Source organism: Nostoc sp. DedQUE09, assembly GCF_034530915.1.
GTDB lineage: Bacteria > Cyanobacteriota > Cyanobacteriia > Cyanobacteriales > Nostocaceae > Nostoc.
This window is the reverse complement of the sequence record NZ_JAVRCE010000071.1, coordinates 1-16654: the sequence shown is the minus strand read 5'-3', so window position 1 is coordinate 16654 and position 16654 is coordinate 1. Positions and strand designations below refer to the sequence as shown.

Sequence of the window (16654 nt, the reverse complement as noted above, 5' to 3'; positions counted from 1 at the left end):
GTACGAATTATTGACTTATCCTCCCTGAATTACAAGCTTTCTGATGCCATATTTCACAAGAACACGCCCAAAGATAACAATAACAACTATCCAGAAAGTTTGATGCAGCAAAATATAAAATAGGGCGTTTGGTTGAAGATTACCAGTAAAAAGACGAAAAGGTTTATCAATTAGTCCTGAAAAAGGAAGTGCGTTCAAAAAAGGCTTGCTCCACTCAGGAAAAAGTGGCAACGGAACAATCATGCCAGAGAAGATCGTCACAAGAGTAGGTAGAATACTATTAATTCCCTCGCCTGAAATTGTCCACATTATTGATACAGTCAGAAGCATAGTTAATGCAGACGAAAGTAAAATTGCGCCAATAAAAGAGAGAAAAAAGGCAACAAAAGAAGCAAAGGAGGGTGGAAAAGAAAGCGACCATTCATCAAGCCCCAAAAGGGGAAAAAGAAAAATTGTAACTCCAAGAAGGGGAATAGCACGCAGGATCAGGGGCGTTGTGCGAAGTGCCAAAGCGCGAGTAAACCAAAAATTATAAAGGTCTGTGGGTCGAAGAATATCGTATCCTACAGCACCAGTTCGGATGAGTTCTTGAATATCTCTATCACCTCCCCAAGGGACAATCGCCATTAAAAACGCCTGTCCCAGCCACACATATCCTACAGCTTGTTGGAAAATCATAGGTTGAGGAGAGGTTGTATGAGTAAAGAATGCCTGTAAAACCATTACTTTCACTAACCCCCAGAAAAGCTGAGTTCCAACGCCAGCTAAAGCAGCAGTACGGTATTGCAACAGCAGTGTAAATCTAGCAACAAACAGTGACCAATATGCTTTCATGGGACAATTCCTGCTGAAATTGCATAAAGTTCAGCAACTATCTCCTCAATGGGTGGATTTTCCACAAAAAGATCCTCTACTTCGTGTTGCGAGGTAACTTGGCTAATTAAAGACGCAGCAGAAAGCTTTGTGGGATCGAAGGATAGAGTTACGGTGCGACCTTCTTTAGAGATAATACTGACTCCTTCTTCTTCAAAAAAGAAATCATCATTTGCTAGGTCGATTCTTAAGTACCGACGCGAGGAAACTTGAGAACGCAGTGCTGCTAGAGTTCCATCACAAAGGATTTCACCTCCACCAATAATAATTATGCGATCGCACAATGCCTCTATATCATCCATATCATGAGTAGTCAGGATGGTGGTCACTTGATGAGTTTTATTCAACGCTTTGATAAATTTTCTGACTGCAAGCTTGGAAACTGCGTCAAGCCCGATGGTGGGTTCATCAAGAAAAAGAATTTCCGGTCTGTGAAGCATTGCAGCTGCAAAGTCGCATCGCATCCTTTGACCAAGGCTTAACTGCCTTACCGGAGTCGAGAGAAAACTTCCAAGACCAAGCAAATCAATCATTTCTTCGCGTGTCTGGCGATACTCCGATTGCGGAACGCGATAAATATCCCGCAGCAAATCGAAAGACTCAATCACTGGTAAATCCCACCAGAGTTGCGTTCTTTGACCAAACACTACACCAATGCGATTAACGTGCTTGATTCGATCTTTCCAAGGAGTTCGTCCGCCAATTAGGCATTTTCCACTGGAAGGTACGAGAATACCGCTTAAAATTTTGATCGTGGTCGATTTACCGGCTCCATTTGGGCCAATGTATCCTACAAGTTCTCCCCGCTCTAGGGAAAACGAAACTCCTTTGAGAGCATAAACTTCTTTAGTTTTTCGCTGCACAAGTCCTCGTATTGAACCGAAAAGCCCAGAGGAACGTTCAGACACAAAGAAAGTCTTCCTGAGATTTTCGACAAGAATGTGAGACATATTTTGTTAGTCTGTTATCGCAAAGAAAGGCAGGAGGCAGTGTTTCGGCTACGCTCAACAACCAGGCAGGAGGCAAAAAATGGGCTTGGCTGGATTAAGAATTGTCTTGGTAGTAGCTGGGGTGAGTAATGTCGGAGCGATCGCTAGAGTAATGAAAGATTTCGAGATATATCATTTAATAATAGTAAATTGCCAATGCAATCCCCATGCCAAGAATCATTCTAGAAGTATCAGAGGAATTATCTCAACAATTAGCACAAGTAGGCGATCGCTTACCGGAACTACTTGCATTGAGTCTCCAACAACCAGCTGTACCAGCACAAGTTTACCGATATATCTTAGATTTTTTGGCTAGCAACCCCACTCCTGAACAAATTGCTGAATTTAAACCTACTCCCGAAATGCAAGAACGATTGCGTACTTTGCTAACACGCAGTAACACAGGTGAACTTACACCCACGGAGTTGAAAGAACTAGATGAGTATGAACGTATTGAACACTTAGTTGTGATGATTAAAGCAGGTAACTTATCTTATTTGACCAGCTGACCGTGAGTGTAAACTATATTCCGATTGTTCTTCGCCGACTCGTAGAAGAACGCGCAAACTACAGATGCGAATACTGCCAGTTACCCACAGGAGTTGCTTTTTTTCCCATGAAATAGATCATGTTATTGCCCAAAAGCACGGCGGTGTAACAAATGCTGATAACTTAGCTTTCACCTGCTGGAGATGTAATCGTCATAAAGGTACTGACTTAGGATCTTTTGATCCAGAAACAGGGGCTTTTAGTTTTTTGTTTAACCCACGCACTCAGAAATGGGCTGAACACTTCACCTTTTCAGAACTGGATCTGGTGGGATTAACGCCTACAGGACGTACAACGATTAGATTGCTACAAATAAATAGCGACGAACGACTAGCTGAACGGCAAAGATGGCGCTGAACTGTTCAGACCTGACGCAGGCATTCACTTACACAGCTAAAATGATTTCAAGGAAACTCTTCAGCAGAACCACAACGCTGAAAATTAGCCTGTAAGTATTATCTGGTGCGATCGCAGGAGGCAAAAAATGGGCTTGGCTGGATTAAGAATTGTGTTGGTAGAACCAGCTGGGCCGATCAATATCGGCGCGATCGCCAGGGTAATGAAAAATTTCGGTCTATATAATTTAGTATTAGTGAACCCCCAATGCGATCCGCTATCGACGGAAGCTTTGATGATGGCTGTTCACGCTCAGGAAATTATAGAATCTGCGGTAATAGTGGCAACCTTACCAGAAGCATTGCATGGATGTGTACGGGCGATCGCTACTACTGGTCGCGTTCGCAGTTTAGAAACACCCTTAGAAAATCCCCGCACTGCACTACCCTGGTTACTGGAGGAACCAGAAAAACCCACAGCACTGATTTTTGGCAGAGAAGACCGGGGATTAAGCAATGAAGAATTAAATTATGCACAGCGGTTTGTTGGCATTCCCACAAGTCAAGATTATGTCGCCCTCAATTTAGCTACTGCTGTAGCAATTTGTTGTTATGAATTGTCACAATCTGCCCAAAAACTTGACATTCAAACCTTACCTCAAACTGAACTCGCACCCTTGGATGTTATGGAAGGATACTACCAGCAATTAGAATCACTATTACTGAAAATTGGTTATGTATATCCCCATACGGCAGCTAGTCGGATGAGAAAATTTCGCCAATTGTATAATCGCGCTCACTTGAAAACTGGGGAGGTAGCCATGCTGCGAGGAATTTTGCAGCAGGTAGAATGGGTCTTGAAAAACCAGAAGAATAGTGAAAACTTGTAATTATTCGTTTAATATATACGCAATCATCTCCCCAAAATAATTAATATGGCTTAAACTAAACACAAAAATGCTACTTAGTGGCAAAGTGGAATTTGAGTATTAATATTGCTTAAAGATTAAGTTTGGGGCCAAGAGTCTGCAAGAAAACAGTCAAGTCGGTCACAAGGAGTAACGGTGTCAGAATCAAGTGGCGAACTAACAGCTTTCTCGCGGCGTCAACCCTTAAATCGCCGCCAGCAGCCACAAAAAGTTCAAAAAGTGGTCAAAAAGAGAGTTAAAGCTAACAATCAGCAGCAAACTACAAATGGACAAGAAGGGGCACTAACACGCCCAAAAAATCAAATTAGTCCTCCCCCGATCTCTGGCGCTACACGTAGGGTAAAATCGGGGTTAGTGATGCCAACGGCAGTAAAACCAATACCTAGTGTTAAGGGAAAAATTCCTCCCTTTCGACCGGGTGCTGTGATGGTTAAAACAGTGCGGATGGAAAAGCCAAAAACAGGCAGACGCTCATCGCGAAAAACCCAGTTAAAGCCAATGGCCAAAACCGTATTGTATGTTTTGCGGTTATTGATTGTGGGTATTGGGATGGGTGCAATTGTGGGTACTGTATTGTCAGTATTAGACCCAGCCAATCGTATCAGCACAAATTCGGCGTCGCAATCTAATAGTAATAGTAATGTGGCGCGATCGCAGCCACAACCTACCCAAACTCCCCCAGCCGCAGCTTCGAGTCTATACCTATCTCAAGAAATTACCTCTTTGAAAAATGCCGTGCAAAATTTGGCGGTCACCAACCCAAATCTCACACCGGGAATTTTCTTAGTAGATTTGGATACTGGTAATTATGTAGATATCAATGCCTCTACCAGTTTTCCGGCGGCTAGTACGATTAAAGTACCGATTTTAATTGCCTTTTTCCAGGATGTGGACGCGGGGAAGATTCGCCTAGATGAAATGCTGACCATGCAACAGGATATGGTGGCTGGCGGTTCGGGAAATCTGCAATACAAACCACCAGGAACTCAGTACGCCGCTTTGGAAGTAGTCACTAAAATGATTACAATCAGCGACAACACGGCGACAAATATGCTGATTGCCCGACTGGGAGGAATAGACGCTTTAAACCAGCGTTTCCGTAGTTGGGGATTGACAGCCACAACAATTCGTAATCAACTCCCAGATTTGCAAGGGACAAATACCACTAACCCCAAAGAACTAGCGAATTTGATGGCGATTGTGAGTCAAGGAAATTTAGTCAGTATGCCATCACGCGATCTCATGCTTGATATCTTGCGTCGCACCCAAAGAGACACTCTGCTGCCATCAGGTTTGGGGACAGGTGCAAGAGCATACCACAAAACGGGTGATATCGGTACAATGTTGGCAGATACAGGTTTAATTGTGGTTCCAACTGGCAAGCGTTATGTAGCCTCTGTAATGGTACAACGTCCAGCAAACGATCCTCGCGCCGAAAAATTGATTAGCTCAATTTCTCGTGCAGCCTACCAAGAGTTTAGCCAAAATGCTGTCACACCCAACACCACTACAAACACTGTACCCGCAAATGGTTATCAGCCCCAGGTTGGGAATCCTGCTTTACCTAACGGTACAACAGGCACTGCGCCTATGAGCATTTATCAGCCTCCTGTCGTCACTCCTGTACCTAACGGTATGGCAAGTACAGTACCCACAAACGGTTATCAATCTCCAGTTATGAATCCTCAGTATTATCCTCAAAGATAATTTGTAATTCGTAATACTCCCCAAATATGTGAAACTATTAAGATTTGATGATTTCATTAGGGTCTAAATTACCATTCAAATCTTAAGAGTTCCCAATTCCTAATCCTTCATTTTAAGCACCAAATGCAATTTATTTTGAATACTTGTAGTCAAGTGAATTGTTCTAATAATGTCTCAACACTAGCATTGCGATCCAAAAAAGAAAATAAATGCCAGTACCGCAGTTTTCCTTCTTTGTCTAATACAAACTGTGCTGGTAAAGGCGCCCCTAGTGCCTGCCCTGCTTGATATGTACGAAATACTCGACAACTAGGATCGCTCAACAGTGGCATTTTTAAGCCTAAATCTTTGACAACTATTTGACTTTGCCTTTCATCGGTACTAGTAATCATTAAAACTTCTATACCGCGATTTTTGAATTGCTCGTAGTTTTTATTCAAAGCTTTGATGTGAGGAAAACACAAAGGGCAATATTGCTTTTCGGTAAAAATGCGAGTAAAAGCAAGTAAAACTGGTTGTTTGCCTTTATAATCAGACAATTTTACTAAAGTTCCGTTAGTAATATCTGGCAGTTGAAAATCAGGTGTTCCCACTCCCAATCTGAGTTCATTGCTAGCTGGAACTGGTAAAAAATTACGGAAGAATCGCTCATTTAATAAGCCACTAAAGTCAGTTGAAGTCAACATATTTTTAGCCTTGGTTATTTAAATACTATTTTATAAAAAACCACAGATATTTACGGAGGTTAACATTGTTTAATGTGTATCTCTGTTTATCTGTGGTTTTCATTGATTTTGCTTTCAACTCCAAAAAGCTGGATTAGAGTTTTTTAGCTAGGGAAATTTAGACAGCAGAGAAGTAGACTTTAGACTTCACTGGGTCAGGATTCATGGTCTTGTCACCAGGTTGCCAACCAGCTGGGCAAACTTCATCAGGGTGAGACTGAACATACTGAATTGCTTGTAATGTCCGCAGCGTTTCATCAACGCTACGACCAAAAGCTAGATTGTTAATCGTGGCGTGCTGTATAATACCATCTTTATCGATGATGAACAGACCACGCAAGGCAATGCCTGCTGCTGGGTCAAGAACGTTGTAAGCGGCGCTGATCTCTTTCTTGATGTCGGAGACTAGAGGATAATTCAGGTCGCCGACGCCACCAGACTTACGATCTGTTTGAATCCAAGCGAGGTGAGAGAATTCACTGTCAACAGAAGCCCCAAGGACTTCAGTATTGATTTTCTTGAATTCTTCGTAGCGATCGCTAAATGCTGTGATTTCAGTAGGACAAACAAAGGTAAAGTCTAGTGGGTAGAAAAACAGAACGACATACTTACCGCGATAATCGGAAAGTTTGATTGTCTTAAATTCCTGGTCTACCACAGCCGTTGCTGTGAAATCGGGAGCTTGTTGACCAACGCGGAGGCTTCCTTCGGTTCCGTAAGTAAGGGACATTAACCTAATTCTCCTTTATCGGTTTAGTAGCGTTGGAATTTGGGTCAAGTAAAATTTACCCATCCACGCTCTCACAGTTTAATTACGATCTGTTACGACTATATCATACTCATAACGATTTTGAGTAGCAAATGCCTGATTTAGATACAAGAGAATGGTTACTTACCAACGGCTTAGGAAGTTTTGCCAGCGGTACAGTTTCTGATGTCCGCACGCGCACCTATCATGGTTGGCTGTTTGCCGCCACAAACCCACCTTCTGGAAGGACTCTGCTGTTTTCGCACCTAGAAGCTAGCTTGGAAATATTAGGGCGCGTTGTGGCACTGGGGACAAATGTTTGGGGTAACGGTCAGATTGACCGAACAGGCTACGAACAGCTACGCCGTTTTGATATTAACCCAGTTCCTAAATGGACTTGGGGTCAAGATAACTGGCAATTAACCAGACAATTGGTGATGCCCTATGGTTTGGTGGGGACTGGGGACGAGGGGCGGGGGAGCAGGGGAGCAGGGGAGCAGGGGAGCAGGGGAGAAGTTGCAGAAAGTTTTTCCCCTCTGCCCCTCTGCACCTCTGCCCCTCTGCCTCTTATACCCAATGCCCAATTTTGCCATCGAATTTTAATCCAGTATCGCTACGAGGGAACTGAAACAGCGATTTTACGGTTGCGACTGTTGATAGCAGAACGTGACTTTCACCACCAGCAGACTGCTAGTCAAGAATTACAGTTTTCACAATTGCTAGGGGAACAGCAAGTCTGTTTACAAGCAATCAATTCTGGGCGCTTCGGTATACCTTGGCACTTGCGCTGGACACAAGGAAATTATCAACCAGATGCAGTTTGGTATTGGGATTATAGATTGTCTGAGGAGACAAAACGGGGATTAGGCGACAAAGAAGACCTCCACAGTCCTGGTTACTTGATAGTCAAACTTCAACCAGGAGATACGGTGACTTTAGAAGCACGAGTAGGTTTTCCTGACTCAGTGCCAGGTGTTCTTACGGTCAAAACTTTCACAGAAGCTGTGGAGGCAGAGCAAGAAAGGCTCTCACAGATTTTTGGATGGAAAGAGAGAGGTACGGCAGCAGAGGAGCAGGGGAGCAGGGGAGATAAGGGGGACAAGAAAGAATTATTGAAAATCTCTCCCTTGTCTCCCCCTTCTTTCTTGTCTCCTTTGTCTCTTCTCCATGCCCAATGCCCAATGACGCCAGTTGCTTCAAGTCGGCAAAGCCGCCCAACGCACTGGCTCCCCAATGCCCACTCCCTAATCTGGCAACAACTACTCAAAGCAAGCGATCGCTTTATCGTCTATCGAGCCTCAATTGCAGGGCCTACGGTCATTGCTGGTTATCATTGGTTTAATGATTGGGGACGTGATACATTAATCGCTTTACCGGGGTTGGCACTAGTTCCACAGCGCTTTAACTTAGCAAAAGGAGTATTGCGAACTTTTGGACATTATTGTCGCCACGGTTTGATTGCGAATGCATTTCCTGATCTCAATGGCGAACCAATTTATAACAGTATTGATGCGGCGTTATGGTGGATTGAAACTTTAGGACTTTATTTAGAAGCTACCCAAGACTGGGATTTTTTGGCAGAGCAATTCCCTGTAGTACAGCAAATCTATAAAGCGTTTGTCGGTGGTACACATTTCAATATCCAGGTCGATGCTACCGATGGGCTAGTTAGTTGGGATGCTCGTGGTGTGGCTCTCACCTGGATGGATGTGGTAATTGGGACACACCCCGTCACACCCCGTTACGGGAAGCCAGTGGAAATCAATGCACTGTGGTATTCTGCTTTATGTTGGCTAAGTCAGTGGGCAGAGCGCTTGAGCCAAATGGAATATGGCTCACCAGTGCGTCTCATTAAGCAAGCACAGCGTTATGCTAACCAAGCACAACACGTGAAAACCTCACTGCAAAAGTTTTGGAATCCTCAGCTAGGTTATCTGTACGATACTATTGAGCCAGACGATCGCCGGAATTTTCAAATTCGTCCGAATGCCGTTTTGGCGCTGTCGCTACATCATTGTGGGTTTTCCGAACAGCAAGGGTGTCAGATATTAGATTTGGCAACTACCAGCTTGCTCACACCTTATGGTCTTCGCAGTCTCGATCCAGGAGATCCAGAATACAAAGGGAAATATGAGGGCAATCAACAACAACGCGATCGCGCTTATCATCAAGGCACTGTTTGGACTTGGCTAATTGGGCCGTATATTCGGGCTTGGCAACGTTTTTATCCACAACAATCGCTGCCTTTTGATTGGCAACCCTTGCTAGATCACTTTTTCTTTGATGCTTGTCTTGGTTCTATTTCTGAGATTTTTGATGGCGATTCACCTCACACACCCAGAGGAGCGATCGCTCAAGCTTGGTCAGTTGCCGAAGTAATCCGCTACATTAAATAGTTGTAGCAGGTGGTTTCATACGAAAAAAGAAAAATACATAAGTCTTGATTTCTCGCTTTGTGGCATGGCTTTTTACCCCACTTCCATTCCTCTCCCTCTCTGGGAGAAGGCTTTGAAACCCAGTTTTAGTTTTTCTCTGCTTGTATGAAACTACCCTGCTACATTAAATAGTTGAGGAATACAGATGGTCTTGGATAATTATTCTTGATGAATATCCGTTCACAAATTAATATTGCTAATTTTAACCTCCAAAACCCTTGCTATACAAGCTTTTTATTAATTTATCTAATTATCCAAAAGTGATTAGAGATTTTCGATGATTTCACAAATTGAGGCCGCAAAACCAAAAATGTTTATTTTCTTCTGTGAGGAAATATTTCATAAGAAAACTTCATGAGTGAGATGTAGTATTATTGATATTAGCAATGTAGTTAAGGCTTAATCTAGATACTCTATAAGATGTATAATTGATAGTGCAATTACTATTGATAACAGATAATTTTACATTTCCTTATTATAAAACGCATCATATCTTAACGCTAAATAAGCCTAAAGAAGTATAGATATAAATTGAGAAATCAATTAATAAAATAAAGTACAAAAAATGAAGTTTACGTAGGAATAATTGTAAATAAAGTGACTCAATCTAATAACAAGTCTTACCTTCAAGAGGAAACAGATTTAGGGACTTCCATAGCTGTGGCTACTGCTACAGATAAATGGCAAGTTTTGTCGTACAGTGCTCCAATCCTACCTATACATGCTGCCCTACTTCGTACTGGTAAGGTATTCTTTTTCTGTGGCTCAGGTAACGATCCCAATCGGTTAAATACTCCCTATGACAGTGTGGTATGGGATGTAAACAAGGAAACCTTTTCCCGTCAAGCGCCTCCATTGGATAGTAACAATCAACCTATGGATATTTTTTGCGCTGGTCACTCCTTCCGCCCTGATGGTCAGTTACTGGTTGCAGGTGGAACTTTGCGCTATGACCCATTTTATGGTTCACCCTATGCTCTGATGTTTGATCCCATTGCTGAGAAATGGGTCAAGATACGATCAATGAATAATGGTCGCTGGTATCCTACTGTGTTAACACTAGGCAGTGGTCGAGTCTTAGCAGTATCTGGGCTGGATAAAGATGGCAAGCTCAATAGACAACCAGAAATTTATTCTGCTTTCTTTCCAAATGGTTGGAAAGCTTTTCCAACAACTAGTGCCTTACCGCCATACGCGCATCTGTTTCTACTAAGTAGTGGAAAAGTTTTTTATTCAGGTGCTCAGATGGGTGGTACTGGAGTGACACCAAGGATATTAACCCTGCCAGAGACATTTACACAATCCATTACAGAAACAGTGGTAACAGGGCTGCAAGACATAGCTTTTGGCGATCAAGCTGCCAGTCTTCTTTTACCACCTGCACAAGATCAAAAAGTGATGATTCTCGGTGGTGGTAGTGGTAAGACAGCAACCAAGAGGGTAAATATTGTCGATTTAAAAGCTAGTAATCCAACTTACGTAGCAGCAAAGCCTTTAAACTATGCCCGGATGCATCACAGCGCAGTTTTGTTGCCCGATCGCACAGTCTTTGTTTGCAATGGTAGCAAAATGAATGAGGACACAACACAATCAATGCTGCCAGCAGAAATCTACAATCCAGCTACAAATACCTGGACAGTAGTAGCTAAACAAAATGTCCCCCGCGTATATCACTCGGTGGCCTTACTGTTACCAGATGGTAGGGTCGCCACAGCTGGAGGGAACCCTCAACGGAGGGTCAATGAACTGCGATTAGAAATCTACAGTCCTGCGTATATGTCGCGATCGCGTCCAGTTATTCGGAGCGCTCCTCAAACAGTGACCTACGGGCAGCAATTTACGATTCAGACACCCCAAGCTGCGAATATTAAGTGGGTGAGTCTGATTAGACCAATAGCAACTACCCATTCCTGCGATACAGAACAAAGGTTAGTGGATGCACCCATTATTTCTAGAAACGCTACTTCTCTTAAGGTCACGGTCATAAACAATCGAAACATCGCCCCTCCAGGCTGGTACATGCTTTTTATTAGTGACAACAATGGAACACCCTCAGTAGCAACCTGGACGCAAATATATTAGCCTTATCTGTTTACGTTCACACTGCTACCTAATAAAAGTCATTCATTCTAGGAAGAAAAATATGAATTACAAGGTATCACGCCGACGGTTTGGACAATTGGTACTTGCTGGAACTGTAGTATCTGGACTTAGTTATCTAAGCAACAAAGCCTTGGCAGAAACACCAAGTTTAAATATTGTAGGTATAGGTTCTAGCCCGATCGTTGATACTGACCAAACAGCTAGTACAGAGGTAAACACGACTGAATTAATAGAGAACACTGCCCTAAACAGTGTAAGCACAGATATGAAGCCTGTAGGACTAGTTTTGCAATCCTTAATGACAGGAAAGGCTCAGGTACTTACGGATAAAAGTACACCTCTATTAGAACCTAATGAGATATTGAGTGGTTTTACCTCTTTAAGCGATGGCACACTTGTTGTAGCCATTACTCCGGTTGCACTTAGTCGGAGACAGGCGACACCTACTCGCATTAGATTTTTGGGTACGCCTGTAAAAACTTTGATAGTCTCAGGACTTAAACCAAATCAACAGCTTGGGAGCTTGCTAGGTACTAATGATGGGCGACTCATTGGTCTAGTAGGAAATAAGAACGGTACACCACCAATCAAATTGGTAGATATTAACCTTCAAACAGGAGAGATAAGTTTTATTAGTAAGATTAAATTCCTGGAAGATGAGCGGGTCAGCAATCTAGCTGAGTGCCCAGATGGAATACTTTATACTTCTATAGTTAGTGCGTATGGTGAGACAAGTCTAGTGCAGCTAGATCCAAATCAAAAGAAGCCCATCAGACTAGGACAATTGAAAGTTAATGGTCAAGCATGGAATAATGGTTTACAAAGCTTAGTTTGCTCTACAACAGGTGAACTCCTCGCCTTTGGAGCGATGAGATATGAGACACCTAATGCTGTGTTTATTGTTGATAAAAACAGTGGAAATATGACTCGGCTACAAGATTTTGATTCTGCTCAGATTACGCGTACTCGTGCTTAGAAGGAATTGATGTCTGGTTTGGGGGGAAAGGAAAAGGTTAAAGGAGAAAAAACCTTATATATCGAGCCTTACACTCTTTTTCCCCTTAACCGAGCAGTATTAGATGCAGCTTATTATTAAAAATATTTTTGACTTATTTTATAATTAGTTATCCCTGGAAATTCTGATTAATATAGAACAGCAGCAACTCAAACAAATTTATTTATAATAATTTTGATAGATAGTTTATATCAGGAAAGGTTGCCGAAGTTCAAAACTTGCTCATTAGATTCTCCTTTGGAGTACAGCGATCGCCTTTTCGACAGCTAAGAATCTAATGAGAGTGTGTTAGCATAACTAACCGAAGGTATCCCTAATTATTAATTACGACGGAAATTTCTCTTGCGTTGTTTGTGTCGAGCAACTTCTTTGCGCTTGTGTTTTTCCAAAGGCGTTTCAAAGTGACGATTCTTTCTCATGTCTGGAAAAATACCTGCTTTGGAAACTTCCCTCTTAAATCTACGTAAAGCTGATTCAATTCCTTCATTTTCGTCCACAAATACTTGGGTCATTTATCATCTCCTACTTAATTGGTACTGGGCAATTAAAGCCATCCAGTAGACCGACAATACGGTTCGGTTAAAGGGTAAAGGGGAAAGGGGAAAGGTTTTGAATACATCCTTTCCCCTTTACCCGCAAACCCATTCCCCAGATCATAAGGAAGGTGAAAAATGCTTATCCGAACCGTATTGAGTAGACCGGAGCGCAAAAAGGGCAGATAATGATTCTGCCCTTTAGACGTTAAAACTTAATTTTTGATCTTAAAGCTTAGTAGCGCGATCTATTGTATCCACCGCCACCGCCGCCGCGACGATCGCCACCACCAAAAGAACCACCTCTATCTTCTTTTGGTTTAGCCTTATTGACTTTGAGGTCGCGTCCCATCCATTCAGCTCCATCAAGAGCATCAATGGCAGCTGTTTCTTCAGCTTCTGTGCCCATCTCTACAAAGGCAAAGCCGCGTGGACGTCCTGTTTCACGGTCAGTAGGTAACTGAACCCGCTTTACAGTGCCGTGTTCGGCAAATACAGAATTGAGGTCATCTTGTGTGACCTCGTAGGATAGATTACCTACATAAATTGACATGCATTATCTCCAAAATCATAGGTGTGTAGAGATTTAGATTTCGGAGGCAAGCTTGTTAAGACCAAAAGGAAAAAGCCTGTCAATACTAAAAACAAAGAATGTAACCGAATTTTATTCTCACTTGATTACCTTAGCACATCATTGAGTTCTTACCCACCGTAACTCAAGATTGAGGATTGGGCAAAACAGTGCTGAGTGCTGAGTTAGGAGTTAGGAGTTTTGTTTATCTCCTTGTCCCCTTGTCTTCTCATCTCCCCTGCTCTCCTGCTCCTCTGCTTCCCTAGTACCCAGTCTCCTCATAATAATTGATTAGCAGAAATTCCCCAAATAATTGCAAAATAAATGCAGTTCGTCATTGTTAATAATTGGAAATGCCGACTACACTTGCTGACGCACAAAATTTACTTTCTGACCTGATCGCCCGCTACTCTAAGCGTGTAGATTATCTGATGATTCGCCTTGAAGAAGCAGAAGGGGCTGATATCTTGTTGCGTGGCGACAAGGTAGAAACCCTCAGTGAAGGCATCTCCATTGGCGGGCATATTCGCGCTTGTCATAAAGGCGGATGGGGGTTGAGCTGCTTTAACCAGCTGACAACAATCGAAGATCGCATAGAAGAAGCGATCGCAGCTGCGCGGATGGTTGGTGATGAAGAAACTTTACTTGCACCCATTGACCCGGTGCAAGCAGTATGCACTCTACCCCTAAAAGGTACTGATCCCCGAAATATCCCACTCTCGCAGAAAAAACAATTGTGCGATCGCTATGCCCAATTGCTTAAAAGCGTTGATCGCCGAATTACCACTACCTCGGTGCGTTACGGTGACAGTGCCCAAAAAGTGATCATTGCTACTTCTGAAGGTACTTTGATCGAACAATCTTGGGTGGATATGGAAATGCGCTTTGCCGCCACCGCCAGAAATGGCGAAACCGTACAAACTGGACGGGAAACTACTGGCTCTCGTAAAGCTTACGAAGATTTAACTAGTTTGGATGAACAGGTACAAGGTGCTGCTCAAAGAGCGATCGCCGCTTTATCTCTACCACCGGTTAAAGGCAATACTTACACTGTAGTCATTGACCCAATTCTCACGGGTTTATTTGTCCACGAAGCCTTCGGACATCTTTCTGAGGCTGATATGGCTTACGAAAACCCGGATCTCTTGGAAGTTATGACCATCGGACGGCGGTTTGGCCCAGAAGAACTGCAAATTTTTGATGGTGCGGCTCCAGAGGGACATCGCGGTAGCTATTTTTACGACGATGAAGGCACACCTGCCACTACTACTCAACTAATTAAAGATGGAGTTTTAGTGGGACGTTTACATTCTCGTGAAACTGCTGGCAAATTAGAGGAAACGCCTACGGGTAACGCCCGTTGTCTTAACTATCACTTTACTCCGATTGTGCGGATGACAAATACCTGGATTGAACGGGGTAAAACACCAGTCGCAGACTTATTCACCGATATCAAAGAAGGAGTTTATGCCCGTAATTGGTTGGGTGGGATGACGAATGGGGAAATGTTCACTTTTAGTGCTGGGGAAGCGTGGATGATTAGGAACGGCAAAATTGCTGAACCTGTCCGGGATGTGACGCTTTCGGGAAATGTATTTCAAACTTTAGCGGATATTGAGGCACTTGGTGATGATTTTTACTGGGATGAATCTGGCGGTTGTGGTAAGGGAGGGCAAAATGGTTTGTCAGTGGGTTGTGGTGGCCCTAGCCTCCGAATTCGAGATGTAGTGGTTGGCGGGGAAACATGAACTATCTGCTGCGATACCGAAAATACTAGTACAGCGGGCGCGGAAATAAACATACCATTTCAAATGGTGCAAGAAGCTCGGAATAGAATTCTTTTGACTTCCGCCTTGCGGTGTTAGGTATCGCAGTGGACTTAGGTTGAGCAATGACTAATGGCTTCAAATTAAGGAGTTTCCTGCTTCATCCTAAATAAACCAATGCGCTTGGGTTAAGGGTTATTGGTGTAGATAATTGGTCTTTTGAGTACAGCGATCGCTTTGCACTAATGCTGAAATTTTTAAGGTGGGAAACATCCATCCTAAGTATGAAATTAACTCACAACTCTAGGTAGTAGCGCTAATAGCTGAGGATAGCTAATCTAGGATAAAGTAATTCAATATTTACTGTGGTTTAATTCAACCACAATAATTCTCAGTTGCGCGTGCTGAGGATTTACTTCCTGTCTGGGTAAGCTGGATAGCCTCTATTAAACGTTCCTTAGCACAGCGACAGATATGAAAGCAGATCAACTCCTGAAAAACTATGCCGCAGGTGTCAGAGACTTTACTGGTATCAACTTGAGCGAGGCCAACTTAAGAGAAGCCGATCTCAGTGGCGTAATTTTAGATCGAGCAATTTTAGATGGAGCTAATCTGAGTCACGCTAATTTAACAGACGCCAGTTTGATTGAGGCAGACTTAAATGGGGCAGATTTGAGCAATGCCGATCTCAGTGGTAGTAACTTAAGCGGAGCAATTTTGGATGGAGCTATCTTGGATGGAGCAGCAATGGAAGGAGCTAATTTGAGTCAGGCTGATTTGACGGTTGCTAAATTGATTGAAACTAACTTGAGTGCGGCGGATTTGCAGGAAGCAAGTTTGATAGCGGCGAATCTAGATGGAGCGGATTTAAGTGGTGCAGATTTAACTGTAGCTGACTTATCCCAGGCTAATCTCACTCAAGCAGATTTGAGCCAGACAAATTTGAGTGGAGCAAATTTGGATGGAGCGAATATAGAAGGAACTATTCTGGATGAGAATGTTTAATCTCGTTCCCATACAGAGCGAGGGTTTTGGGTTGCTGAGTCAATACATTAAGCAAAACAGTACCTCGGAACACCGAGATTAAAACAGAATTCAGGAGTAAAACACGCTACTCATTGGTGTTAACTTAAGCTCAAACGCTTATCCCCTCCCCAAAGCATCGGCTACCGTGTATACACAAGTCTGAAATAGCTAATTAACCAGCATTTTACCCCACCCTAAGCCTCCCCGTATGTATCTACGGTGTACACACAAGTCTGAAGTTGTTCCATAATCTGGGTTTTACTCCACCCTAACCACTGCTTGAATTCAATAAACGACTACCCGAATTCAATAAACGACTACCCGAATTCAATAAACGACTACCCGAATTC

General features: G+C 43.0%; 15 protein-coding genes. 9 read left to right on the top strand and 6 right to left on the bottom strand.

Annotated features, from left to right (window positions below; all coding sequences use genetic code 11):
- Positions 1–15: 15 nt before the first annotated feature.
- Both RMY27_RS29940 and RMY27_RS29935 read right to left on the bottom strand, forming a co-directional pair.
- Positions 16–834: an ABC transporter permease gene (locus tag RMY27_RS29940; RefSeq protein WP_322668469.1), complete on the bottom strand. Its 819-nt coding sequence runs from the start codon at positions 832–834 to the stop codon at positions 16–18.
- A complete protein-coding gene (locus tag RMY27_RS29935) occupies positions 831–1823 on the bottom strand; it encodes an ABC transporter ATP-binding protein (protein WP_322668468.1) in 993 nt (330 codons plus the stop codon). Before RMY27_RS29935 ends, RMY27_RS29940 begins: the two co-directional genes overlap by 4 nt.
- 206 nt (positions 1824–2029) lie before the next feature.
- Here RMY27_RS29935 and RMY27_RS29925 point away from each other — a divergent pair, with 206 nt between their 5' ends.
- The 4 genes from RMY27_RS29925 to RMY27_RS29910 all read left to right on the top strand — a co-directional run bounded on the left by RMY27_RS29925 (position 2030) and on the right by RMY27_RS29910 (position 5382).
- Positions 2030–2371 carry a hypothetical protein gene (locus RMY27_RS29925; RefSeq protein ID WP_322668467.1) on the top strand — a complete coding sequence of 114 codons (342 nt, stop codon included), beginning with the start codon at positions 2030–2032 and terminating at the stop codon, positions 2369–2371.
- Between the two features lie 64 nt (positions 2372–2435).
- Positions 2436–2768, top strand: a complete 333-nt coding sequence (locus RMY27_RS29920) for an HNH endonuclease signature motif containing protein (RefSeq protein ID WP_322668466.1) — start codon at positions 2436–2438, stop codon at positions 2766–2768.
- Between the two features lie 127 nt (positions 2769–2895).
- Positions 2896–3636: an RNA methyltransferase gene (locus RMY27_RS29915; RefSeq protein WP_322668465.1), complete on the top strand. Its 741-nt coding sequence runs from the start codon at positions 2896–2898 to the stop codon at positions 3634–3636.
- Positions 3637–3810: 174 nt separating this feature from the next.
- Positions 3811–5382, top strand: coding sequence for a serine hydrolase (locus RMY27_RS29910; RefSeq protein WP_322668464.1), 1572 nt, complete (start codon positions 3811–3813; stop codon positions 5380–5382).
- A gap of 149 nt (positions 5383–5531) precedes the next feature.
- On the opposite strand, the gene RMY27_RS29905 is transcribed toward RMY27_RS29910, so the two are convergent.
- Together RMY27_RS29905 and RMY27_RS29900 are read right to left on the bottom strand one after the other, a co-directional pair.
- On the bottom strand, positions 5532–6068 hold the full coding sequence (locus RMY27_RS29905) for a peroxiredoxin (protein WP_322668463.1): 537 nt from the start codon (positions 6066–6068) through the stop codon (positions 5532–5534).
- A 157-nt stretch (positions 6069–6225) separates the two neighbouring features.
- Complete coding sequence (locus RMY27_RS29900) at positions 6226–6837, bottom strand: peroxiredoxin (protein ID WP_069068387.1); 612 nt, start codon at positions 6835–6837, stop codon at positions 6226–6228.
- Between the two features lie 131 nt (positions 6838–6968).
- Between RMY27_RS29900 and RMY27_RS29895 the strand changes: the two genes are divergently transcribed.
- The 3 genes from RMY27_RS29895 to RMY27_RS29885 all read left to right on the top strand — a co-directional run bounded on the left by RMY27_RS29895 (position 6969) and on the right by RMY27_RS29885 (position 12369).
- Positions 6969–9251, top strand: coding sequence for an amylo-alpha-1,6-glucosidase (locus RMY27_RS29895; protein WP_322668462.1), 2283 nt, complete (start codon positions 6969–6971; stop codon positions 9249–9251).
- 636 nt (positions 9252–9887) lie between these two features.
- A complete protein-coding gene (locus RMY27_RS29890; protein ID WP_322668461.1) occupies positions 9888–11372 on the top strand; it encodes a galactose oxidase-like domain-containing protein in 1485 nt (494 codons plus the stop codon).
- A 61-nt stretch (positions 11373–11433) separates the two neighbouring features.
- The gene (locus tag RMY27_RS29885; protein WP_322668460.1) at positions 11434–12369 is read left to right on the top strand and encodes a hypothetical protein; all 936 of its coding nucleotides are present in this window, start codon (positions 11434–11436) and stop codon (positions 12367–12369) included.
- A 359-nt stretch (positions 12370–12728) separates the two neighbouring features.
- On the opposite strand, the gene rpsU is transcribed toward RMY27_RS29885, so the two are convergent.
- Positions 12729–12920 carry a 30S ribosomal protein S21 gene (gene rpsU / locus RMY27_RS29880; RefSeq protein WP_322668459.1) on the bottom strand — a complete coding sequence of 64 codons (192 nt, stop codon included), beginning with the start codon at positions 12918–12920 and terminating at the stop codon, positions 12729–12731.
- A gap of 256 nt (positions 12921–13176) precedes the next feature.
- Positions 13177–13494, bottom strand: a complete 318-nt coding sequence (locus tag RMY27_RS29875) for an RNA recognition motif domain-containing protein (protein WP_194042424.1) — start codon at positions 13492–13494, stop codon at positions 13177–13179.
- A 371-nt stretch (positions 13495–13865) separates the two neighbouring features.
- Here RMY27_RS29875 and RMY27_RS29870 point away from each other — a divergent pair, with 371 nt between their 5' ends.
- Both RMY27_RS29870 and RMY27_RS29865 read left to right on the top strand, forming a co-directional pair.
- The gene (locus RMY27_RS29870) at positions 13866–15260 is read left to right on the top strand and encodes a TldD/PmbA family protein (protein WP_322668458.1); all 1395 of its coding nucleotides are present in this window, start codon (positions 13866–13868) and stop codon (positions 15258–15260) included.
- Positions 15261–15752: 492 nt separating this feature from the next.
- Positions 15753–16283, top strand: coding sequence for a pentapeptide repeat-containing protein (locus RMY27_RS29865; RefSeq protein ID WP_322668457.1), 531 nt, complete (start codon positions 15753–15755; stop codon positions 16281–16283).
- Positions 16284–16654 lie beyond the last annotated feature (371 nt).